Genomic DNA, 21477 nt, shown 5'->3' on the forward strand with positions numbered 1-21477 from the left:
GGGTACCTCCACATGTCTGAAGTAAGGAAATGAGGGTGAAGCGTGTGCAATTGATCATTGCTGAAAAACCAAAACAAGCGGAAAAACTGGCAGCTCCGTATCCGTCCGTGAAGCGGGACGGCTACATTGAAATCAAACCATGTGACCGGTTTCCGCAAGGAGCAAAACTCGCCTATGCGGTCGGACACTTATGCGAACTGCAGGAGCCGGCGCATTATGACGCCAAATGGAAACGATGGAACTACGATCATCTGCCGATCATCCCGGAACGATTTGATTACCGACTGGCAAAAGGCAAGAGTAAACCATACCAGGTCATCAAGAAATTATTGAATGAGCGGACGACGACTTCCATCATTATAGCATCGGATGCCGAGCGAGAGGGAGAGGCAATCGTCCGATTGATCTTACGTCTCGCGAACAACGCGAAACCACTGCAACGACTCTGGATTTCGAGTCTGACGCCTCAAGCGGTTGATCATGGGTTTGCGAACCTGCTCGATGGCAAGGAAACGGAGAACATTTTTCATGAGGCGATGAGTCGCGCTTGCGCCGATTGGTTGATCGGGATGAATGCGTCACGTGCGTATACGACGTTACTGAAGAAGAAGGGCATCGCCGACGTCTTCTCCCTCGGACGGGTCCAGACACCGACGCTTGCACTGATCGTCGAACGGGAAAAACAGATCGAGAATTTTCGACCGGAGACGTACTACGAAGTCGAGGCGGATTTTACGCGATACAAAGGAAAATACATCAATGCGAAGAAACAGACGAAGCTGAGTGACCGGGACCAGGCACAAGCGATCGTGGATCGGACGAAAGGAACTGGAGTCGTCGCATCAATCGAGAAAAAACGTCAGACGGAACGACCACCGTTTTGGTTCAGTTTGTCACTCTTACAAACAGAAGCGAGCCGACGGTTTGGTCTCGGTGCAAAAGAGACGCTCGATATCGCGCAAAAACTCTATATCCGTGGTTGGATCAGTTATCCGCGAACGGACTCTTCCTTCGTAACGAAAGAGGAGGCGGGACAGTTCCCGGTCATTCTTGATCGGTTACTGAAGCAAGCGGAATATAGCCCAATCAAGGATGTCCTGACGAACAATCCGGCTAACGATAAACGTTACGTTAATCCGGCGAAGGTCAGCGACCACTATGCGATCATTCCAACAGAAGAAGCGGGTGCCGTCGCGAAGCTCTCCGGACGAGATGCACAAGTCTACGACTTAATCGTTCGCCGTTTTCTTGCTGCCTTTGCACCGGACGCCGTCTCGGAGAAGACGGAAATCGTGACGACGCGTGAGATGGACCGTTTTTTGACGCGCGGCAGTCGGACGATTGATCCGGGCTTTAAACAGGTCTTACAAATCGAGTCAAAGGAAGTCGAATTACCAGCCGTCGAACAAGGACAAGAGATGCCGATCAAAGGCTGTCGTCTGCTTGAGAAACAAACGGAGCCGCCGAAACGCTATACGGAAGGGACGCTCATCCTCGGTATGAAAACAGCCGGTAAGTTACTCGAAGATGAGCTGCAAGCGATCATGAAGGAAGTCGAGGGACTTGGGACGGAAGCGACCCGTGCCGGGATCATCGACGGACTAAAACGGCGGGAATACATCAAACTCGTCAAAAAAGAGATTCATCCGACGCCAAAAGGTCGGATCTTGATCGATGCCGTAACGGGGAGCATTCTTGCTTCGCCAGAGATGACAGCGAAGTGGGAGAGCCGTCTCGAGCAAATCGGTAAAGGGGAAGCGTCGGCTGCCCAGTTCATTGAACAGGCGAAGAAATTGTCGGAGCATCTCGTCGTCGATGCCAAACAACGAATTGAACAACTCGCCGTTGATCCGACACAAGTCAAAAGCAAGTCCCCGCGGGGTGCAACGAATCGTCCGGTCGGTCCGTGCCCGCTGTGTCAATCAGCAGTGCTTGATCGTGGGAAGTTCTATGGCTGCAGTGGCTATCAAAAGAACAACTGTGGCTTTACGTTACCGAAAACGATCCTTGGTGCCCGACTGACGCAAACGGAAGTCAAAAAAGTACTAGCGGGTCAAAAAACAAAGCCACTCGAGATGAAAAAGAATGCGCGCCAGTTTAAGGCGATGCTCTATCTCGAACGCGATCAATTAAAATTCGAATTCACGAAAGGGGAAGACTGATGCAATACGAACTGATTCAAAATCAAACGTTTCGTCCTGTCTTTGAACGACTGTTACAAGAAGGGCGCCGCTTGACGGTCTGGTTTCCGGACCATATTGAGGTACAGTCGGCAGAAGGACTGGTCGAAGAAGCAGAAGAACTGTTTGGTGTGACTGCGGAAGTGATCGATGATCCACAATCATTCGGAAAACACATCCTACTTCCGTACTTGACGGAAGTCGAGCACCGGGAAGATGGATTCATCCGCTACGAAGCTGAGCTGACGGAAGAATTACGCCAACTCGTACGCGAATTGACGTTACCGATGCTGACGGAGGGCGACTTCGAAGTGTTGTATTCATATCAAATCGAGACGGAGACGGAACGCTTCTTCGTTGAAGACTGGTTCCAAGCTGACTTACAAAAACTACCTAACTAGGTGAAACTTTCTTGAAGAGGATGACGTAGGATAAGTGATCGTCATCATTCTATTCATTTGGAGGGTTCACTATGTTCACAGTAGCATTCATGGAAGGCGAACTGGGAGGCGACGGCTTCTTCTCGGGCATGCCGATTTTCATGGTCGGATTTTTTGTTCTCATCATCGGGTTCATTCTGTTTGGAGTCATCTCTGCAGCCTCAAAGGGAATTTCGACGAATTCATTGACGCAACAACTGCGCGAGCATGCGGCGCGTCTCGTCAGTCCGGATGAATCGGATGCACAGAATTACGTCGCTTACTTAGAAACGTTGACAAGTTTTCCAGTCGAAAAGACGAATCTCGAACCTTTCCGGATTGCGACCGGCATCTTAAGGCTCGTCCAAGGAACAGATCAGATTTCCGAAACGACGAAAAAACAAGTCGTCGCCCAATACTTACGGCTCGGCATTTTGGATGCGGATCATTTAGCGGACGAACAGCCGGTCCGGAGTCATAGTCATAGCCATCACCATCATCATTGAAAAAGGGTCCTGAGGGGCTCTTTTTTTGTTGAAAACGACCGAATCGTGACATCTAATTGTCATATACAACGATTTAGATTAAAGTTGTATGAAATTGAAATCTTTTTGAGCAGAATGCTGTGTATCGATTGAAAAAAGTTTACAATGAATGGACGGGAATACCTTTATTGCTGGAGAAGAATAAAGGGAAAGGAGTTGAATTCCTTTAATGAAAACATGGCTGAATCGAACGATTGGACGGCAAATCATGTCTGCGTTTTATGTGATTTTTCTGACACTGCTGCTAACGACAGGTGGTGTCTACCTATATACGAAACAACAGGTGGATGAATCACGCCAAGAGTTAAAGATGTTAAACGAACATCGGACACGGGCGACGGATTTGTACGAATCATGGCAAAGCATGCAGTACGAGATGCGTGGCTTCGTCTTGCTTGGTGACGAAGAGATGTTAAAAGAAATCGAAGCAAAGAAAAATGGCATCAATCAACAAACGACATGGTTCGAGCGCAATGCACGCTTCAAAGAAGAACGGCAGTATGCAACGGACGCACGGGAGCTCTATACAGCGTATACCCAACGCGTCATGCCGAGCCTCGTCAATTATGTCGCGGCGAAAAAAGACGGCAAAGTGACGGAACCGTTCTTGAAGATGCCGACGCTTGGAAAGGTCACAAAATCAAAACCACTCGATCCACAGCGGAAGTTCAACATCAAGACGAAGAGTGCGGCTGATATGAGTTCAAGTATCGTTGATATGGAGACGGTCTTCACAAAATATCGTAATTCCTTAAACGATCAAGAGATGGCGGCGCAAGAGCAGCTTGGTAAACAAGTCAACTCGTCGCAAATTCTCGGAGCAGTCAATATTGCAATCCTCTTATTGATTACTCTCGTTTTCGTCCGACCATTCGTCCGCCGCTTGACGCGTCAGTTGCGTCAGTTGAACCGGGAAAGTGGACGACTCGCTAAAGGTGAGGATGCGACACCGATCGTCATCACGAATCGTCAAGATGAGATTGGTGAGTTGACGACGACGTTCAACCAGATGGCAGCCGCCATTTCCGGGCAAAAGCACCAGCTTGTCGCGAGTAACGACGAACTTCAAAGTCAACAAGAAGAATTAATTGCCCAGCAAGAAGAGCTTCAATCGCAACAGGAAGAACTCGAAGAAGCACTCGACATCACGTTGCGCAACGAGACCCATTTGCGTTATCGCAATGAGTTGACGGAAACGCTCGCTTCTCGTGAAACGTTGACGGCGTATCCAGCGATCATCGAAAAATTGATTACGATCACCGATGCGGAGCTCGGAGCAATCGTCTTCTTAGAGCAAGACCGCTATACGGATCTCGTCTCGTACGGGATGACGGCAGCTCAGGAGCACCAGTTATTACATGCTTCGACGTCATTACTCGAACGCACACGTCAAAACAAACGCGCTGTTCGCTCGACGAAACAAGTCGCGAGTCATCATCCGCTCCCGTATCCATACACGATGTACGAAATCGTCGTACCGGTGATGGATCCAGCGACGAACACGATGATTGCAAGCATTTATCTCGTCCGTTACCGGGATGCTTTCACGGAAGACCAGACAAATGAAATCTGGTCGTTCTCCCGTCAATTGGCACTCTCCTTGCTTCGGATGCGTGTCTTTGAAGAAGTCGAACGAGAACGGGAAAAGACCTCAAAACTTCTCCATTCGATTCGAGAAGCGGTCATCTATATCGAAGGAGAGACGATTTTTGCCAATAAACCATTGCTCGCTTTATTCCATCATCCGGCGCACGATCAAGTGGCGGAAGAAGGATTGATGACGCTCGACGTCAAAATCGAAGAGTTGGCAGTGCAGGTTGATCAACATGAGGCGTTCTTAACCTACATGGATCATGTCTGCAGTCAGGAAATTCCGACGGAGAGCTTGGCGTTGTCCTTGAACAAGGAAGAGCGATTCGTCACGCTGTATGCAGAGGAAATTCATTACGGTGGTTGTTTCCGCGGTACGATGCTCGTCTTACGTGACGTGACGGCAGAGACAGCGATCGACCGGATGAAATCGGAATTCGTCTCGACCGTCTCGCATGAGTTGCGGACACCGCTTGCCTCGATTTACGGCTACACGGAATTGATGCTCGCGCGCGACGTCCAGGAATCAAAACGTCAACGGTATCTCGAGACGATTCATGCAGAAACCGAACGGTTGACGAATCTCGTCAACGACTTCCTCGATGTCCAGCGCATGGAATCGAGTCAGCAGCAGTATGACTTCAAACCGCTTGATTTGACGAAAGTCATTCAGGAAACGGTCGAGTTCCATACGGCTTCGGCAAAAGATCACGAGCTAGTCCTTGATTTTGAAGAAACGACGACGGGTCGGATTCATGCTGACGAACAAAAAATGCGTCAGCTGTTCACGAACCTGATCAACAATGCGATCAAGTATTCACCGGATGGTGGTCAAATCACGATCACGATGCGTCAAGTCGAAGATCGTGTCCAGCTGAAGATCGAAGATGAGGGAATCGGCATTCCCCGTCACGCGTTACCACAACTGTTTAGTAAGTTTTATCGAGTCGATAATTCGGATAGTCGAAAAATCGGCGGTACCGGTCTTGGTCTTGCGATTTGTCAGGAAATCGTTCGTTCGCACGAAGGGATGATTCATGTCGAATCAACAGAAGGTGTCGGGTCCGCGTTCATCGTCGAACTACCGATCGTCCAGTCCGTCGTACCGGTCACGGAATCGGCAGATGAATGTTAATGTCAAAAGCGTTCTTTGATTTTTTAATCAAAGGGCGTTTTTTTTGTTGGTTTCATCTGCAAAACGGGAATTAACTACTATCAAACAGAAAGGAAGTGAGGAGATGCGGCGAAGCAGATGGCCTTGTTAAGTCCGACGATCACTCATGCTTTGGATCCTGATCGAAGCTAGTAGTTCGTTCATTCCAGCTTATGTGATTGAGCGCTTTTACTGGGAAGACCGGGGAATGAGCATTGCCGAAGTCGTCATCGCAGAAATCGTCTTTGCTTGGGTCATGTTGATTGGTGAGGTCCCGTTCGGTTTGTTATCCGATCGATGGGGCAGAAAGCCGTTCATTCTGGCTGGTTTCGTATGTGAGTGGTTATCGTTTACGGTGTTGCTTGAAGCCTACTCATTACCTGCCTTCCTCTTGGCGATGGTCCTTGCCGGCATCGGTGGCGCAGCACTTAGTGGAGCGCTTGAAGCCCACGTCTATGAAACATTGCGAATGCATAGGATGGAAGAGCGATTCGAGACGGTCTGGCGAGTGATTTCAATCGGTGGTTTATTGACATCAGGACTCGCAGCACTTGTCGGGAGTTACGCCGTGCGATCGGTAGACTTGATTTGGCACTATCACGTGTCCTGGTGGGTATTGCTCGGAACAGTACTGCTGACGTTTTTCTTAAAGGAAGCATCGCGAGAACAAGACGGAGAGACGATTTCATTAAAGACATTGCTAAACGGTTTTTCGTTTCGACGCGTCTACGTCCGAATTCTTTGTATTGTCTTGTTATACGGGGCGACGATTGATTTCGTCGATGAGTTTTGGCAACTTTATCTACGGGATCAAACGATACCGATGGTCCATTTCGGATTCGTTTTCGTGTTATTTCAAATCATGCAGGCGACCGGCGCGTCATTATCTCGGTTCCGATCTCCGGTCGGATGGGCGATGATCTATATCGTGTGTCTTGCCGGATTGTCGGTTGCCTCTCCGCTCGTCAGTATCGGGTTACTCGGGACGCTGTACTTGTGCTATGGCTGGGCTGAGCCTTATGTGACCACTATCATCCAAGAAGTTGCGCCGCCAAATGGACGTGCAACGTTTACGTCGCTGATCTCAGTCATTGAACGTTTAGCTGTGCTTGGAACCGGTACGCTGTTCGTCTTCGTCGAACGTGTCTTTTCGCTTCAGATGACCTATGCCGCGCTCGGTCTCGTCTCACTTATGTTGCTTCTATTGTATAGTGTGACGCGAACGCGTCAGAACTGAATCAAAAAAAGGGGCTGACTCAAAAGTCAGCCTCTACAAAGATAAGGATGGCAGAATGATAATCTGCCATCCTTATCTCGTAACAAAAAGAATGACGCGTCACACGCCACTCCTACAGGAACAAGCGCATTTATGCGCTGTCAGAGACGAACAAGACCCGCTTTCCTGCTTCAACGAAGCAGGAAAACTGGCTTGTGTCTCGCCTGAGGAAAGGGCGTGAAAAGACGCGTCATTCTTTTTTTGAGTCAGCCTCTTTTGACTGTCATTTATTACGACACGTGTCGTTGCTCCTGAGAAGAACGTGCCAATACCTGGCGAGCTGGTTGCCACATCAACAAGGAGAGGAGTCCTGCGAGCGCATAGACAAGCTCGATCGCAAACACATCGGCAAACCATCCGAACAGCAGACTACCGAGACAGAAGCAGAGTGCATACACGGTTTGTTGCACGCTATAGACATACGGTAACCGTTCGAGTGGTGTCGTCGTCTGCAACAACGTATTCAGCTCAATCGCCCGGACTTGACTTGCAAACCCTTGGATCAGACAAGCGATCACGGCAAGTGTGACGATTGGAGCGAAAGCAAACAAGAGGGTCGCAGTAATCGAAAAGCCGATACTACGATAAAGCAACGAACGCGTTCCACGACGACGTAACATCATGTAACTGCCGGCGATCATGCTCAGCAGATAGAAGGCATTTAGAATGCCCCACCAGCGTTCCGATAGTTGGAAATGTGTATCGATGTAGACGAGGAACAGAGCAGAAATCCACGCCGTACTGACGAACGCATCGATTCCGACGAGATACGTGTTGGCTTTCGCGAAAGAATGCGATCGCGTGTAGCGAATACTCGACCGGAAGGAGACGTCTTCTTCTTCCATCGAAGGATCGGGTAGAGAGCGGACGCTTCGATAGAACAGATAGCTGATGAGACTGGCACCTAAAAACAGACCAGCCGAGACGGACAAGACGGAAAGAGGGGATAACAAGCTGACCAGGATGGCACCGAGCGGCCACATGATGAGCTGAATCACTTGATTCGAACCTTGTACGAGACTGTTAGCTTTCTGGACATCCTGACACAGTCGAGGGATGAAGGCACTTTCGATCGGACGAGCAAATCCGTCGAAGAAAGCGATACACCCAACGAGTGCGAGGATAAGTGGCAGTGGTAAATCAAATCCCCAGATGACGCCTAATAGAATCGTCTTGAGGAGTTGACTGCCGAACAACAAGGAGGCATGGGGAACACGTTGAGCGACTTGGGCGAATAAGAAGCCGCTACCTGTCATGCCTGCTGTGACGAGAACAGGAAACAGGGCAGCGAGACTCGCTTGCCCTGTCGTTTGATAGATCATCGCGATCAGGGAGACGATATAGAGCGCATCTCCCGCATTCGCAATCCATTGACTGACCAATAAAAGCGTAAACCGGTTCATTCTGAATGACCTCCATATCGTACGTATTTAGTTAGGAGTGAGAGTTCAGAATGACTTACATTGGACGCCCTCATTTCATGTTTTTTTCTAGTGTAAGAGGAAAAAAATGGATTGTCAATCAGAATCGTGATGAGATTTCAGTGCAACGGGTGTAAAGGGATCGACCATCGACGACGCAGCGGCTTCGTCTTGAGCACGAGATGCCGATAGCTTGATTGGTTTTAGTTGCTGGCGGAAGCGGAAAGCCCGTTCGAGTCGACTCATGAATAGATTGCTGAAAAAGACGACTAATGCTAGTCCAATCAGTGGAACGAGGAACATATGATTGAGCCAAGATGTCGCTGAAAACTGGTTATAGTAATAACCGAACATCGAGGACCACTCAAAAATCGTTGGGGCAGTTCCGACATGTAAATTAACCGTTCCAGCGAAGAAAATTTTGAAAAGTGATAAGTGAACGAGTAACATCAACGTTTGGATGAACTGTTGCATAAAAACGATTGTCAACGTTGGAACAAGATGTGGCCAAATGTGGCGTCTGAACCGATGCCACGGACTGCCACCAAGCGTCTGGGCGACAATCATGAACTCTTGACTAAGTAACTGACGGGTCTCAGCAATCAGATAAAGCGATAAAGAGGGGAGACCAAGCAAAATCAAGACGATTAATTCGAACGATACACGGTCGAACAACGGTGGGATAGCAGTCGAATCAAAGAACGTAAGTGATGGAAGCAAAATGAGCAACGCGACAAGAGAGAGCGGTAAAACTAAAAATCCATCAAGAATAAGTTTTAAGTATCGATTGACGCGAGCACTTCTAAAAGCTAGCGGAATTGCGATCACTAGCGAAAGAAACATTCGCCCGAGCGCAACAATCATACAAATACCGGCTGTCCATTTAAATCCTTCAATCATCAATTGAAAGAGGTCATAGCCAGAGCGGTCTGTACCGAGCCATTGATCACTTGATGGTTTTAGTGGTGACGTCGCAAGGAACGTACCGTCTTCAGCATACCTGTTCGAGATTTGATCGACTTGACCATCACGAAAGATCGTATTTCCAAAACTAAGGAGCAGTAAACCAGTAAGTAAAACTAAACATAGCCAGAAGACAGGATCTCGCATCAAAGTACGACGCATCAAATCCCCCCTTTCCAGGCGTTCGGAATAAGCCATTCTGCCAACAAATCAATGATGAAAATCGGCAGATAGATTAAGAACAAGATGACCATCAAAATCGGCATTTGTCCATTATAAAAGACGAACCGGAACATACCTTGCACTTCGAACGTGTATTCAATGATCACGAGACTCGATAATACCGTAATGATGTTCGCTCGGAAAAACAGATAAAACCGATAGATCATTGTCGGAATCAAATGTTTCCAGAAAAGAGCGGCAGGACGAATGCCTTTAGCCCGTGCGAGTTCAAGGAAAGGAGCAGCTTCCTGTTCGAGTACTTGCGTCGTTAACCATTTGATGAAGAAGAATAGTGTTGTCAACGTTAGCGTAAGAATCGGTAAAAAACGAATGTACTCAGCATAGGATCCCGCAATTTCGATTTTGTCATACCCGGTCGTTTTAAACAGATAGAGGACAAGGAATTGCGAAAGAATGATCCAGAACAGATCCGGAACCATCTCAAGCGTCCGCGTCGTTTGTTTCAGCATCATGCGTGTTTTGCGACCACTCCGATAAAACAAATAAGCATAAAAAATCGCACACACAGCGGAGACTAACATAGCTGTCGTAAAGATGATCAACGTCTCTTTAATGAATGGACTGATGGTAGGAAGCAACAAGAATTCCTTTTGAGCGGTTACGTTGAAATAGGTAATCTCATCAAGTTTCGTTAATTGAGCAAATTGTTGCTTCAGACCTTCCCAGTAGCTTGCTGGGTTGAATTTCATTTGCGCGACAAGCGCCGGAAGGGCGCTGATCGCAATCAAGACAAAAAATGCCATGATGAGTTGAATTGATTTTCGGGCGATAAACACCATGAGGCGAAAAACTCCTTTCTTTGGATCCTCAGCCGATGGCGAGGATCCGGTCATTGCCAATTTGGATCAACTGACTGTTCATATGTTTCCGGCGCAGTACATAGCGTTCGAACTGTTGTGTCGCGATGAACGAATCACGCGTCGAGACCGTCGAAAGGGTCATCAAGACATGTTTTAATTGCGGTTGTCCTTCTTGTAACGAGAGATGTGTCATCCGGTTTGCTCCGTCGAGTCGATTGAGGAATAGTTCGATCTTACAGCCTTCTTTGATTAATTCACTGATCAGGAATGCGGCTTGTTCGATGAACGTCTCAAATTGTTGATGGAGACCGTAACCGCTCGGGGCTGATAAATTCAAGGCAATCGTAAACGTATCCTGATTGCTCGTTTCGAACACTTTCGCCTGCAGGCGACCGGTCTTCGCCGTCGCATACCAATCGATTTCTTTTGACGGTTCCGCCGTATAGGGTTTTGCACCAAGCTGAACCAGTTTGTTCTTGAGCGGTGAGTAGCGGTCCGGTCGATCACCGATCCGTAAATGCTGTAAAAGCAATGGCGTCGCTTGCGCTGTCAAGGACGGCAAGACTGTAAACGACGGATACGTATCGAACGTGAAGAGATAAACGCCCATCTTCCACGGCAGACGAATCGTCAAGATGATCTCATCGAATTCGGCTGGTCCACGACGAACCGTCTGAATCGGGATCGTCACTGCGTCTTCAGAGTCAATCACTGCATGAAACGTCGCCGGGTGAAGTGGATCCATCTCCGGGAAGATGACTCCGCCATCCGTGTGCAAACGAAGTGTCGCTTCGAGTCCAAGCTGACTCAAGGATTCGACACCGAAGACTTGTAAATGGAGTGTCGTCTGTTCCTGGTTGAACATCAATGATTCATAGTGCTTCCATTCAATTGCGACGTCCCGTCGGAGCTGCTTTTCTGTTCGCCCGACGACGAAATGAATCGTCGCCAAGGCTGCAAACAGGAAACCGAGGACGGAAAGACGCGGAATGAAGAGGAAGATGAACGTCATCGTGACGTACAGTGGAAAAAGTCGGCGTTCAAGCCAAAACGGAACGGAACGTTCAATCTGCATGATTCGTCACCCCATCTCGACCGGAACCGGCACGTCGTCCAGAATATGCGTCAAGACAGCCGCTTTCGTCGTCTTGATTCCACCTTCGAGTGTCAGTGTCAGGCGATGGGACAGAACGTGTTTTGCAAGATATTTGATATCTTCCGGGATGATGAAGTCGCGTTGATTCAAGAAAGCGTAACTTTGCGAGGCGCGAAGTAATGCAATCGCTCCACGCGGACTGACACCGACTTCAATGAGTTCATGGTTTCGTGTCGCTTGAACGATGTGTAATAGATAATCAAGCACGTCTTGCGATGCATGGACGCGGCGTGCCTCTTCCTGCCAGGAAATCAAGTCGCCACCTGACGCGATGCCGACGGCTGACCGACGGACGTTCGTCAGAATCTCAGATAATAAGCGCCGTTCGTTCTCGAAATCCGGGTAACCGACTTCAATTGCGACCATGAACCGGTCGAGTTGGGCGTCCGGTAGTGGGAATGTTCCTGCCGATTCGATCGGGTTTTGTGTTGCGATGACAAAGAATGGGGCTGGCATCTGATAGGTCGTTCCACCGATCGAAACCTGACGTTCCTCCATCGCTTCAAGCAGTGCCGATTGTGTCCGCGGAACGGCGCGGTTGATCTCATCGATCAAGACGACGTTCGCAAACAATGGACCGCGTTTATTCTCGAACTCCTGCGTCTTTAAGTTGAAGAAGTCTGAACCGATGACGTCTGATGGGAGAAGATCCGCCGTGAACTGAATCCGCGAGAAGGCACTCTCGAAGCTTTGAGCGAGCGCCTTGGCGAGCATCGTTTTCCCCGTTCCCGGTACATCTTCTAATAGAATATGTCCTTCTGCGATGAGTGTCGTCAGACAGAGATCAATGACGTCCGGTTTACCGAGATAGATCGAATTGAGTTGGTCTTTTAATTGTTGTAGTTTCATAGGAAATCCCTCCAAGGTTAAATGGTTGAGTAGCGTGCTAGTTGTTGTTCGAAGCGTAGAATCTCATCGTCCGTGACGATCGTTTCCGACATATCACCGTAGCGAATATTCCGATATAACTGAAAATCGACAGGGACCTCAATCCTACGTAACCAGTCTTCAAGCGTTTCGTTCGGACGGCGTTGCTGACTGCGCGGTAAGTGTTGCTCAAAGCGGATGACGAGATCACGGACACGTGAAGACGAATACGATGAATACAGGTAAGGCGATTTTCTTAAAGAAGTAGGATGAAAGATCGATTGAGCGAATGGAACGTCATCCGTTACTTCTCCTGTAGACCTGCGCCGTTTTTTCACGCGACGCGACTGAACGAGTTTCCAGACCATGAAACTAAACAAACTGATTAAAATGACATATTGTAGATAAGAAAAGGGAGAGTCAGAGGCATCCGCTTTAAGGGATTTCCAGAGCTCTTTTGGACCAGGTCGTGGATCGATCGGTTCAAAAGGCATCTTGCCTTTTGTGTTAGTAGGTGAGTGACCGTTTTTAAAACTAATTTCGCCGTTCGCTTCAGTTTCTGCAATCGAAGGCTTTTTAAAAGGATCCGGCATGATGTAATGTGTATAAATATACGTCGCGGTAGTTTGAAACAAGAACAGACCAATCAAAATGACACCAAGCGACATGATAAAGCGTTGCCGTAACACAAGCGATCCTCCTTCTTGTTTTTAAGGAAAAAATATCCATATGTACTTAGGAAGATTTTAGCACACACGCTTAACAAATAAAAACAATTTTCTGAAAATAAAGACAAGGTGAGACGATTCATTTTCAAGTGGTGAGGGTATGATGGAATCAGTGGATCTTGAAAGAGAAAGGGTGTTTAGTATGAAATTGATTATTTTTGGAGCGACGGGTCAAACGGGGCAAGAACTGGTCAAGCAAGCGATTGATCACGGGCATGAGGTCACAGCATTCGTCCGTAGTCCGGAAAAACTGACACTACGTGACGAACGGTTACACGTCGTTAAAGGCGACGTGCTCGATCAAGAAGCGGTGACGACTGCTGTTGCAGGGCAAGAGGCTGTCCTGACGGCTCTTGGCACTGAAAGTCTTGCATACAGCGGCTTTTTAGAACGGAGTCTCGTCCGGATCGTGACAGCGATGAAAAAACAGGGGGTAGACCGGATCGGTTATGTTGCGTCTGCCGGTGTTGATGATGAATTACCGGGTGTACAAGGAATGCTCGCTCAGCGGATTCTGAAAAATCCACTGAAGGATCACCGCCAAGCGATCGCGCTTTTGCAACAAGCGGATTTGAACTATACGGTAGCTCGACCACTCCGTTTACTGAACGGTCCGTTGACGGGACTTTATCGTCAAGCAGATACAGGTGTACCGGAAGATGCGAAACAGATCAATCGCGCAGATGTGGCGCATTTCCTCTTACAGGCAATCGAGACAGAAGATCATATCAAATCGAGTGTCGGTTTAGCAGAATGAAGAAAAAAGGACTCTCCCATATACGGAAGAGTCTTTTTTGATTGCTTATTGTTGACGATAGACGGAGACCGAACCACCGTTGACGAAGAATTGACCGTAGCCATCTTGATTGATCGTAACCGACTTCGTGTTGTTTCCAGTGATGTCTGTCCAAACTTCTCCTTTGTTCTGAAGCCCGACGTACATCCACTTACTACCGCCAGGACCATCTGACAGAATCGTCGCAAGACCTGATTTCGCACGGTCTGAGACACCTTCACGTGTCCAACCGATGATGTCTTGGTTATCGAGGTAATCATTTTGTTTCCCGAATGCGAAGTCCTTCCGTGCTTTAAGTAACGGATCAATCTTCGAAGCGAGTGCTGGAATTTCGCGATTCGACGTACCCTTTGTACCATAGTAGTCACCATAGAAGACCGACGGATAGCCTTGTTCACGTGTCAGAATCATCGCGTAAGCAAGCGGTTTGAACCATGACTGAACCGTTGATTCAAGCGATTGTCCAGGCTGCGAATCATGGTTCTCTACGAGTGTGACGGCTTGGACTGGATTGCTCTTGACGAGAGTACCGTCAAAGATCGTCCGCATGTCATAGTACCCGCCGCCTTTACTTGCCTGTTCGAACCTATAATGAAGCGGTGCATCAAAGACGGATTGTTGATAATTCGTCCGACTTAAGTAGTTTTGCAACGTGCCGAGATCGTTCTGCCAGTACTCTGCGACTGTAAACAATGGTTTGCCCGTCGTCTGACGAACGTTCGCGAGCCAGTCCGCTAAGTAACCGTGTTTGATATGCTTGACGGCATCGAGACGGAACCCATCAAGACCAAGTTCGTTGACGTACCATTTACCCCAGTTCTTCATTTCTTGCTGGACTTCTGGATGATCGAAGTCGAGATCCGCATACATCAAGTAATCGTAGTTGCCATTTTCAGTTGAGACATCCGTATCCCACGCTTTACCGGTACCGCGGAACTTGTAGATGGCGCTTTTTGAACGCGATTGATCCCAGTCCGTGCCGTCGAAGTGGTACCATTTCCACTTGAAGTTCGAGTAGAGGTTATTTCGCGCTGCAAAATTGAAGCCCGTCCATGCCTGGATTTGATAATCGCCAGAGACTTCCTGATTACGGTTACCCGGATTGACTTCGACTGCCGTGACGGCTTCCGTGAAATCAGCGCCACCTTTATGGTTCATGACGACATCGCCATAGACATCGATTCCGGCGGTATGCAATTGTCCAATCGCCGTTTTTAATTGCGCCTTTGTGCCGTATTTCGTACGGACCGTTCCTTTTTGGTTGAACTCACCTAAATCGTACAAATCATAGGCGCCGTACCCGACATCATTTTGCGAGGTACCTTTGTAAGCAGGGGGAATCCAGACCGATGTGATCCCGAGCTGATCGAGCTTTGTTGCGTCACTCCCGAGACGGTTCCAGTGGTTACCATCATTTGGCACATACCATTCGAAATACTGCATCATCGTTCCGTTGTCTGCCGTTGCGCCGACTGCAATCGGTTGCGCAAGTGGCACTAAAAAAGCAGCGGATGCGACGGTTGCTAAAATCCATCTTTTTTGTTTCACGTAAAGACCTCCTCATGATTTGTGAAAGCGCTTGCATTATTTATTATAGGGAAGCTTCAGACAGGAGGAATATCGTCCCGGATTCTTATTTGTAAGTCTCTTTTGTTCGTGACTTTTGACCCTAGAATATTTCTTCTGAAGAACTATTTTGATCGGATTGACGTCATAAATGAAAAAAATCAGGACCATCTAACCGTTGCCTTTCAATGAATATTCTGAACGACGACTCATCTTCAAAAAAGCAGGTCTATCGTCCATCTTCCACCAGGAATGGATTCGGTGTGAAAATGAGCGTGTAACATCCGCTTTCATACATACCATTTAAGGGGGAACACACATGAACTGGAAGTCAAAGGTCACAGGTGCGCTCGCTGCAACACTTGCGCTCGGGTCAATCGTCTTTACACCGGTCACAGCAAAAACAGTTGATCCAAAACAAGTTTCAGCAGGTCCGCAGATGGTTACGTCACAATCGACGATCGATGCGTACTATTTACCAGCAGCGGGGAAGACAGGGGCAGCGTTGAAGGCATCGCTGCACGATATCATCGATAATCATACACAAGTGTCATACGACACGGTATGGACAGCACTGAAAGAAACGGATCAAGATCCAAACAATGCGAATAACGTCATCGAGTTATACACGGGGAAATCGATTTCAAAGAGCAGTAACGGTGGGAATGTCGGTCAATGGAATCGTGAACATGTCTGGGCAAAGTCACACGGTGACTTTGGTACGTCAAACGGTCCAGGAACAGACTTGCATCACTTGCGTCCGGAAGACGTTGTCGTCAACAGCGCACGTGGGAATTTAGATTTCGATAATGGCGGTACGAAATACAGTGGATGTGATTGCTATCGCGATAGCGATTCGTGGGAACCACCGAACCGTGTCAAAGGTGATATCGCGCGGATGATCTTCTACATGGCGGTTCGTTATGAAGGTGGCGGAGAAATCGATCTCGAAGCTTCTGAAAACGTCAATAATGGTACGAACCCGTTACATGGCAAATTGTCGACGCTGAAAGCATGGAATAAGCTTGACCCTGTTGATAGCTTCGAGAAACGTCGCAACGATGTCATCTTCGAGAAGTGGCAAAAGAACCGGAATCCATTCATCGATCATCCGGAATACGTAACATCAATTTGGGGAAATTGATGACGAGTCAGTAAATTAGGAAAGGGGCTGACTCAACAGTCAGCCTCTACAAAGATAAGGGTGGCAGAATGATGATCTGCCATCCTTATCTTGTAACAAAAAGAATGACGCGTTTCACGCAACTCCTACAGGGAAAAGCGCATCTTTGCGCTGTCAGATACAAATAAGACCCGCTTTCCTGCTTGAATAAAGCAGGAAAACTGGCTTGTGTCTCACCTGAGGAAAGGGCGTGAAAAGACGCGTCATTCTTTTTTGAGTCAGCCTTTTTTCATTGAGTCCGAACCTGTTATGCTGAAACTTTTTTGGAGAACCATTCGTATTGCCTACCGTAAGCCATTTTTTAGTAGAGAGGTCGTACGGTATGATCAAACGCACGTTTAACAAACGAAACATCAAATGGATGGTCGGTGGGGGATTAGTCGCTTGTGTCGCCTTCTGGTACAGTGTCGGTATTTTCGTCAATAAAGGGGAACGGCCACTCGCTGATGGGACGTCACCGTATGTCATCGTCCTCGGTGCGGGTGTCAAAGGAGAAAAACCGTCGCAAATCCTACATAACCGGATTCAGGCAGCTGCGGCATATGGGAAACAACATTCAGAAGTCCGCTTCATCTTGAGCGGTGGACAAGGTCCAGATGAAGATATTTCAGAAGCAGAGGCGATGCGTCGCGGGATGGTGGCATCTGGGATTGCTGAAGAGCGGTTGATCCTTGAAGCCGACTCGACATCAACGACGGAAAATCTACAATTTTCAAAAGCGTTGTTGCCAAAGGACGTTCGTCGCGTCTCGATCGTCACGTCAGACTTTCATCTGTACCGTGCGCGACAAGAGGCGAAACAACTTGGTTTACAGACGGATGCGATTCCGGCTGAAACGCCACTTTCAGGAGTCCTTCGATTTGGAATGCGCGAACGCGTTGCGATCGTTGTTCAATTCCTACGCTAAAAACCCCGACATGCTGAACATGTCGGGGATAAAGAAGAAGTGCATTGAATGATTAGATGCCTTCACCTTTATGTTTTTCCTCAGAAGATTGAGAATCATTTGCTTGTTTGTCGGAAGCATCATGCTCAGCAGGTGGTTCTTCTTTGCCGAGTGCGACATCCTTCGCTTCGACGACTTTATTGCTGATTGCATTCAAGTCACCTTTCGTCTCATTTACTGTCTCTTTCACCGTCGAGGCATCTGATTTCACCGTTTCAAGCTCTGTGTTCACTTTGTCATAGACATTTTGAACGTCAGATGCGACTTCTTGAATGATGCTTGAAGCACTCTTCACTTGATTGATGACTTGTGATGCTTTACCTGACGGATCTTCCTTAATAGAAGAAGCGAGGGTAGAGACGGAATCTTTCGCTCCCCGTAAACTCTGTTTCGTATTTTGGCGAGACGAAGAACTAAGTAGCGTCAATAGACCGCCGACAAGGGCACCGAGCAACATCCCTGTGACGAGATTGATTTGACGACCTGATGATTCTTCCTGATCGAACTGGCGATTCGGATGTTCTGCGTGTGCTGCGTGTGGATCATGTTGAAGCTTCGGTTCCATGATGAACACTCCCTTGAGATAATATTTAACCATGATATGGATATACCCTTGTGAGTGAATAAAAAACATTTAAAAATAACATGTATTTGAAATGAATATAAAAAAGACCATCGTGATATGATGGTCTAAGAGGTTCATTTGTTGGATGAATCATCATCATTTTCGTGACGAAGTTTTCGGTTGATTTCATCATAATCGATTTCGATATCATCTTTGTTGCCTTTGTAGCCATATCCTTTCGAAATGACGATGATCGAGGCGACCAAGACGAATACGATGATGAGAATGGAGACGACATATAACCACATAGTCCACTCCTCCTTTCGTTCACTTTCTAGTATGACGGAAAACGCAGCTTCCGTCTAAACGAAATTGTAGGTTGTGTGCTAAACTGATGTCAGATAAACATGTTAAACGGAACGAGGTGACGGCGTATGAGTATTTTGGTCGTAGATGATGAGTTAACGAATTTAATGCTCCTAGAGCGATTGTTAGAAAATGAAGGCTATGACGTCGTCAAGGCGATGAGTGGGGAAGAAGCAATCGAATTGATGGAGGATCCGTTATTCATCGAACAGTTGGACGTCGTTCTTCTCGACGTCGAAATGCCAGGAATCAGCGGAATCGAGGCGACACGTTTGATTCGAAAACGGTTTGGTCTTGATGAATTACCGATTCTGATCGTTTCCGGGCGATCAAACGAAGAAGATATCGTTGATGGACTGAATGCAGGAGCATCGGATTATACGACGAAACCGATCCGTAAAACGGAATTGCTCGCGCGAGTTCGTAACGCGATTGGTCTGAAGCAAGCAATCGATGCGCGAAAACGATATGAAAAAGTATTACAGGAAGACTTTGATTTGGCGCAAAAACTGCAACAGAGTGTGCTCAGTGCGAATATCGAAGACGATGAGATCCGCATCATGGCGACGTATATCCCTTCTAAAAAGCTCGCGGGAGATATGTACGCCTGGTACCGCATCTCTCAGAATAAATACGGCATCATCTTGTTTGACGTCATGGGACACGGTGTCTCTTCTGCGCTGATCACGATGGGAATGAGTTCGATTTTGTTCGAACTCGTGCACCGGATTGGTGATCCAGCACAAGTACTTGAAGAATTGAATCAGCAGATGAGTCGTTTGTTCCCGGGAGACGAGACAGAAATCTATTTCACTGCCGTTTACCTCTACATCGACCTAGATGAGATGAAGCTTAGCTATGCGAACGCAGGGCACCCACCTGGTTTGTTACGCATGAATGATCAAATCATTCCGCTTGAGAATACGGGACTTCCTGTCGGTATGTTCGAAGACTCGACGTATTCGAGCAAGACGATCGACATCGTCTCACCAGGATGTGTTTACTTGTACACGGATGGTTTCATGGAACTCTACAGTAAAGGCATTGATGAAGGAATCCACGCCATCCAGAATCTGATCGAACAACAAGGACCGAACATCCATCAGTTGATTCAACCGGATCAGAGCGATGAAGCGGATGACTTATGTCTCGTGACGGTCGAAATCAATTAACCTGTAAATGAAAAGACTCAGCGAAGGAAGCACCGTCGCTGAGTCTTTTTTGAGTCATACAAGCTCTGAATCTACTTGAACTAAAAGAACCTTCTCCGCCATAAGATGAAGGCGGCAAGACCAGAGAAGAAGATCATCATACCGAAAACAATCCAGAATCCGATGACTTCTCCTTCCCATGGAACGTGGACGTTCATCCCGAACATCCCGGAAATCATCGTCGGAATCGAGATGACAATCGTAATCGAGGCAAGGAACTTCATGACGAAGTTGACGTTGTTCGAGATGACAGAACCAAACGTATCCATCGTCGAACTGATGATGTCTTTATAGATTTGAGCCATCTCCATCGCTTGTCGGTGTTCGACGAAGACGTCTTCCAGTAAATCTTCATCATCTTCATGTTTCTCAAGACTCGGAGTCTTAATGATTCGGTCGAGCACACCATCGTTCGATTTCAAGGACGTCATGAAATAGACCAATGATTTTTGAAGGTTCATCAATTGAAAGATTTCTTGATTTCGCATCGAACGTTGAAGTTCTTCCTCAAGTTCGTCCATACGACGATCGATTTGACGCAAGAAACGTAAATACGAGGAACTGACTTTATAGAGAATCTGGAATACGAAGCGCGATCGGTAATTCGTCCGGAATCCTCGCAACTTACCACTCGAGAATAACGTCAGGACATCGAGCTGTTGCGAACAAACGGTAATGAAATGACGGGATGTCACGATGATACCGAGCGGAATCGTATTATAACGGCGTCCTGATGATTCTTCTTCGATGTAGGGAACGTCGACGATCATCAGTAGACCTTCTTCATCTTTTTCAAAACGTGGTTTTTCTTCCACGTCCAAAGGGTCATAAATGAAATCCTCTGGAATATTCGTAGCAGCGATGACTTGGTCGGCTTCGTCCTTTGTCGGATTGACAAGATGGATCCAGGAACCCTTCGTGAACTCCTGTATCTCGTTGACTGCCCCGGTGACATCGCTTCGATAAATCGTCAACATATTGTCTATCCCTCCTGCTCTTCACTGTCTCATTATAGAAATAGAAACGATGGCGTGTAAATGATTCTCCGATTTTTTTTTACGAAGATTAGTGATAAGATGAAAACAGAGGAGGGGAAGACATGCCTTTTTTTAATGCTAAGAAGCTCGAAGAACTTCAATCGATCGCGGGTGGGGATCACGCGTTCCTTCAAAAAATCGGAGAAACGTATATCGCGCAGTTCGATCGAAAGTTTCCTGAACTAAAAGATGCCGTCGCCAAGCAAGATGCTGAGCAAACTGAAAAGCTCGCTCACTTGCTAAAAGGTGCTTCCTATTCCGTTGCCGCTGATGATTTAGCTGATGATTTCGAACTGCTTGAAAAAGAAGCAGAATCTGGTTCAATGACCGGAACACAAGAAATCGTCGATCGGATTGAGCAATGCATGGTGGAATTCCGTGTCGTCTGGCTCGATGTGTTTACTGGAAAAAATCTTGACGCGCTGCGTTGAGCAATCGAATAGATCAAAAAAGCCGACATGCTGTC

The 21477-nt window shown here is 47.5% G+C and carries 20 protein-coding genes; 10 read left to right on the forward strand and 10 right to left on the reverse strand.

From position 1 onward, the window contains the following. Nucleotides 1-44 precede the first annotated feature (44 nt). The 5 genes from KNQ08_RS01580 (at nt 45) to KNQ08_RS01600 (ending at nt 7124) form a co-directional block, all read left to right on the forward strand. Nucleotides 45-2162, forward strand: coding sequence for a DNA topoisomerase III (locus KNQ08_RS01580; RefSeq protein ID WP_149426993.1), 2118 nt, complete (start codon nt 45-47; stop codon nt 2160-2162). Beyond that, nucleotides 2162-2581, forward strand: coding sequence for a hypothetical protein (locus KNQ08_RS01585; protein ID WP_023467641.1), 420 nt, complete (start codon nt 2162-2164; stop codon nt 2579-2581). The genes KNQ08_RS01580 and KNQ08_RS01585 overlap by 1 nt, the downstream gene beginning before the upstream one ends. Before the next feature lie 71 nt (nt 2582-2652). After that, nucleotides 2653-3105, forward strand: coding sequence for a hypothetical protein (locus KNQ08_RS01590; RefSeq protein WP_214804438.1), 453 nt, complete (start codon nt 2653-2655; stop codon nt 3103-3105). Nucleotides 3106-3313: 208 nt separating this feature from the next. Further along, nucleotides 3314-5869, forward strand: a complete 2556-nt coding sequence (locus KNQ08_RS01595; RefSeq protein WP_149426995.1) for a sensor histidine kinase — start codon at nt 3314-3316, stop codon at nt 5867-5869. Between the two features lie 145 nt (nt 5870-6014). Continuing rightward, a complete protein-coding gene (locus KNQ08_RS01600) occupies nt 6015-7124 on the forward strand; it encodes an MFS transporter (RefSeq protein ID WP_149426996.1) in 1110 nt (369 codons plus the stop codon). Between the two features lie 269 nt (nt 7125-7393). Here KNQ08_RS01600 and KNQ08_RS01605 read toward each other — a convergent pair whose 3' ends face one another. The 6 genes from KNQ08_RS01605 to KNQ08_RS01630 form a co-directional block, all read right to left on the reverse strand. Beyond that, nucleotides 7394-8566 (reverse strand): MFS transporter, encoded by a 1173-nt coding sequence (locus KNQ08_RS01605; RefSeq protein ID WP_149426997.1) that lies wholly within the window; start codon nt 8564-8566, stop codon nt 7394-7396. A gap of 114 nt (nt 8567-8680) precedes the next feature. Further along, on the reverse strand, nt 8681-9709 hold the full coding sequence (locus tag KNQ08_RS01610; protein ID WP_149426998.1) for an ABC transporter permease: 1029 nt from the start codon (nt 9707-9709) through the stop codon (nt 8681-8683). Further along, the gene (locus tag KNQ08_RS01615; RefSeq protein WP_149426999.1) at nt 9709-10569 is read right to left on the reverse strand and encodes an ABC transporter permease subunit; all 861 of its coding nucleotides are present in this window, start codon (nt 10567-10569) and stop codon (nt 9709-9711) included. Before KNQ08_RS01615 ends, KNQ08_RS01610 begins: the two co-directional genes overlap by 1 nt. A gap of 28 nt (nt 10570-10597) precedes the next feature. Then, nucleotides 10598-11665, reverse strand: a complete 1068-nt coding sequence (locus tag KNQ08_RS01620) for a DUF58 domain-containing protein (RefSeq protein WP_149427000.1) — start codon at nt 11663-11665, stop codon at nt 10598-10600. A gap of 6 nt (nt 11666-11671) precedes the next feature. Continuing rightward, nucleotides 11672-12595, reverse strand: a complete 924-nt coding sequence (locus tag KNQ08_RS01625; protein ID WP_149427001.1) for an AAA family ATPase — start codon at nt 12593-12595, stop codon at nt 11672-11674. Nucleotides 12596-12612: 17 nt separating this feature from the next. Beyond that, nucleotides 12613-13302: a hypothetical protein gene (locus KNQ08_RS01630; RefSeq protein WP_149427002.1), complete on the reverse strand. Its 690-nt coding sequence runs from the start codon at nt 13300-13302 to the stop codon at nt 12613-12615. A 181-nt stretch (nt 13303-13483) separates the two neighbouring features. Here KNQ08_RS01630 and KNQ08_RS01635 point away from each other — a divergent pair, with 181 nt between their 5' ends. Further along, entirely contained in the window at nt 13484-14098 is a 615-nt protein-coding gene (locus tag KNQ08_RS01635) for an NAD(P)-dependent oxidoreductase (RefSeq protein WP_149427003.1), read from the forward strand. Between the two features lie 45 nt (nt 14099-14143). Here the strand turns inward: KNQ08_RS01635 and amyS are convergent, their stop codons facing one another. Further along, nucleotides 14144-15667 carry an alpha-amylase gene (gene amyS / locus KNQ08_RS01640; RefSeq protein WP_432277378.1) on the reverse strand — a complete coding sequence of 508 codons (1524 nt, stop codon included), beginning with the start codon at nt 15665-15667 and terminating at the stop codon, nt 14144-14146. Nucleotides 15668-16022: 355 nt separating this feature from the next. Here amyS and KNQ08_RS01645 point away from each other — a divergent pair, with 355 nt between their 5' ends. After that, nucleotides 16023-16847: an endonuclease I family protein gene (locus tag KNQ08_RS01645; RefSeq protein WP_149427005.1), complete on the forward strand. Its 825-nt coding sequence runs from the start codon at nt 16023-16025 to the stop codon at nt 16845-16847. Between the two features lie 361 nt (nt 16848-17208). Next, nucleotides 17209-17793 (forward strand): YdcF family protein, encoded by a 585-nt coding sequence (locus KNQ08_RS01650; protein ID WP_023467654.1) that lies wholly within the window; start codon nt 17209-17211, stop codon nt 17791-17793. A 52-nt stretch (nt 17794-17845) separates the two neighbouring features. Here the strand turns inward: KNQ08_RS01650 and KNQ08_RS01655 are convergent, their stop codons facing one another. Both KNQ08_RS01655 and ytzI read right to left on the reverse strand, forming a co-directional pair. After that, nucleotides 17846-18397: a hypothetical protein gene (locus KNQ08_RS01655; RefSeq protein WP_023467655.1), complete on the reverse strand. Its 552-nt coding sequence runs from the start codon at nt 18395-18397 to the stop codon at nt 17846-17848. A gap of 134 nt (nt 18398-18531) precedes the next feature. Continuing rightward, nucleotides 18532-18705, reverse strand: a complete 174-nt coding sequence (ytzI, locus tag KNQ08_RS01660; RefSeq protein ID WP_023467656.1) for a YtzI protein — start codon at nt 18703-18705, stop codon at nt 18532-18534. Between the two features lie 126 nt (nt 18706-18831). On the opposite strand from ytzI, the gene KNQ08_RS01665 reads away from it, so the two are divergent. After that, nucleotides 18832-19935 carry a PP2C family protein-serine/threonine phosphatase gene (locus KNQ08_RS01665; RefSeq protein ID WP_035408959.1) on the forward strand — a complete coding sequence of 368 codons (1104 nt, stop codon included), beginning with the start codon at nt 18832-18834 and terminating at the stop codon, nt 19933-19935. Nucleotides 19936-20015: 80 nt separating this feature from the next. Here the strand turns inward: KNQ08_RS01665 and KNQ08_RS01670 are convergent, their stop codons facing one another. Further along, on the reverse strand, nt 20016-20951 hold the full coding sequence (locus tag KNQ08_RS01670; RefSeq protein ID WP_023467658.1) for a magnesium transporter CorA family protein: 936 nt from the start codon (nt 20949-20951) through the stop codon (nt 20016-20018). A 122-nt stretch (nt 20952-21073) separates the two neighbouring features. Between KNQ08_RS01670 and KNQ08_RS01675 the strand changes: the two genes are divergently transcribed. After that, entirely contained in the window at nt 21074-21442 is a 369-nt protein-coding gene (locus KNQ08_RS01675; protein ID WP_023467659.1) for an Hpt domain-containing protein, read from the forward strand. The last annotated feature ends 35 nt before the right edge of the window (nt 21443-21477 follow it).

The organism is Exiguobacterium sp. s46 (assembly GCF_018618875.1).
GTDB lineage: Bacteria > Bacillota > Bacilli > Exiguobacteriales > Exiguobacteriaceae > Exiguobacterium_A > Exiguobacterium_A abrahamii.

Excerpts from the sequence above, each read along its gene's own strand:
- KNQ08_RS01665 (WP_035408959.1), top strand. The coding sequence starts at position 18,832 with ATGAGTATTTTGGTCGTAGATGATGAGTTAACGAATTTAATGCTCCTA.
- KNQ08_RS01610 (WP_149426998.1), bottom strand. The coding sequence starts at position 9,709 with ATGCGTCGTACTTTGATGCGAGATCCTGTCTTCTGGCTATGTTTAGTT.
- KNQ08_RS01635 (WP_149427003.1), top strand. The coding sequence starts at position 13,484 with ATGAAATTGATTATTTTTGGAGCGACGGGTCAAACGGGGCAAGAACTG.
- KNQ08_RS01595 (WP_149426995.1), top strand. The coding sequence starts at position 3,314 with ATGAAAACATGGCTGAATCGAACGATTGGACGGCAAATCATGTCTGCG.
- KNQ08_RS01620 (WP_149427000.1), bottom strand. The coding sequence starts at position 11,665 with ATGCAGATTGAACGTTCCGTTCCGTTTTGGCTTGAACGCCGACTTTTT.
- KNQ08_RS01600 (WP_149426996.1), top strand. The coding sequence starts at position 6,015 with ATGCTTTGGATCCTGATCGAAGCTAGTAGTTCGTTCATTCCAGCTTAT.
- KNQ08_RS01605 (WP_149426997.1), bottom strand. The coding sequence starts at position 8,566 with ATGAACCGGTTTACGCTTTTATTGGTCAGTCAATGGATTGCGAATGCG.
- ytzI (WP_023467656.1), bottom strand. The coding sequence starts at position 18,705 with ATGTGGTTATATGTCGTCTCCATTCTCATCATCGTATTCGTCTTGGTC.
- KNQ08_RS01675 (WP_023467659.1), top strand. The coding sequence starts at position 21,074 with ATGCCTTTTTTTAATGCTAAGAAGCTCGAAGAACTTCAATCGATCGCG.
- KNQ08_RS01650 (WP_023467654.1), top strand. The coding sequence starts at position 17,209 with ATGATCAAACGCACGTTTAACAAACGAAACATCAAATGGATGGTCGGT.
- KNQ08_RS01625 (WP_149427001.1), bottom strand. The coding sequence starts at position 12,595 with ATGAAACTACAACAATTAAAAGACCAACTCAATTCGATCTATCTCGGT.
- KNQ08_RS01645 (WP_149427005.1), top strand. The coding sequence starts at position 16,023 with ATGAACTGGAAGTCAAAGGTCACAGGTGCGCTCGCTGCAACACTTGCG.
- KNQ08_RS01590 (WP_214804438.1), top strand. The coding sequence starts at position 2,653 with ATGTTCACAGTAGCATTCATGGAAGGCGAACTGGGAGGCGACGGCTTC.
- KNQ08_RS01585 (WP_023467641.1), top strand. The coding sequence starts at position 2,162 with ATGCAATACGAACTGATTCAAAATCAAACGTTTCGTCCTGTCTTTGAA.
- KNQ08_RS01655 (WP_023467655.1), bottom strand. The coding sequence starts at position 18,397 with ATGGAACCGAAGCTTCAACATGATCCACACGCAGCACACGCAGAACAT.
- KNQ08_RS01615 (WP_149426999.1), bottom strand. The coding sequence starts at position 10,569 with ATGGTGTTTATCGCCCGAAAATCAATTCAACTCATCATGGCATTTTTT.
- KNQ08_RS01670 (WP_023467658.1), bottom strand. The coding sequence starts at position 20,951 with ATGTTGACGATTTATCGAAGCGATGTCACCGGGGCAGTCAACGAGATA.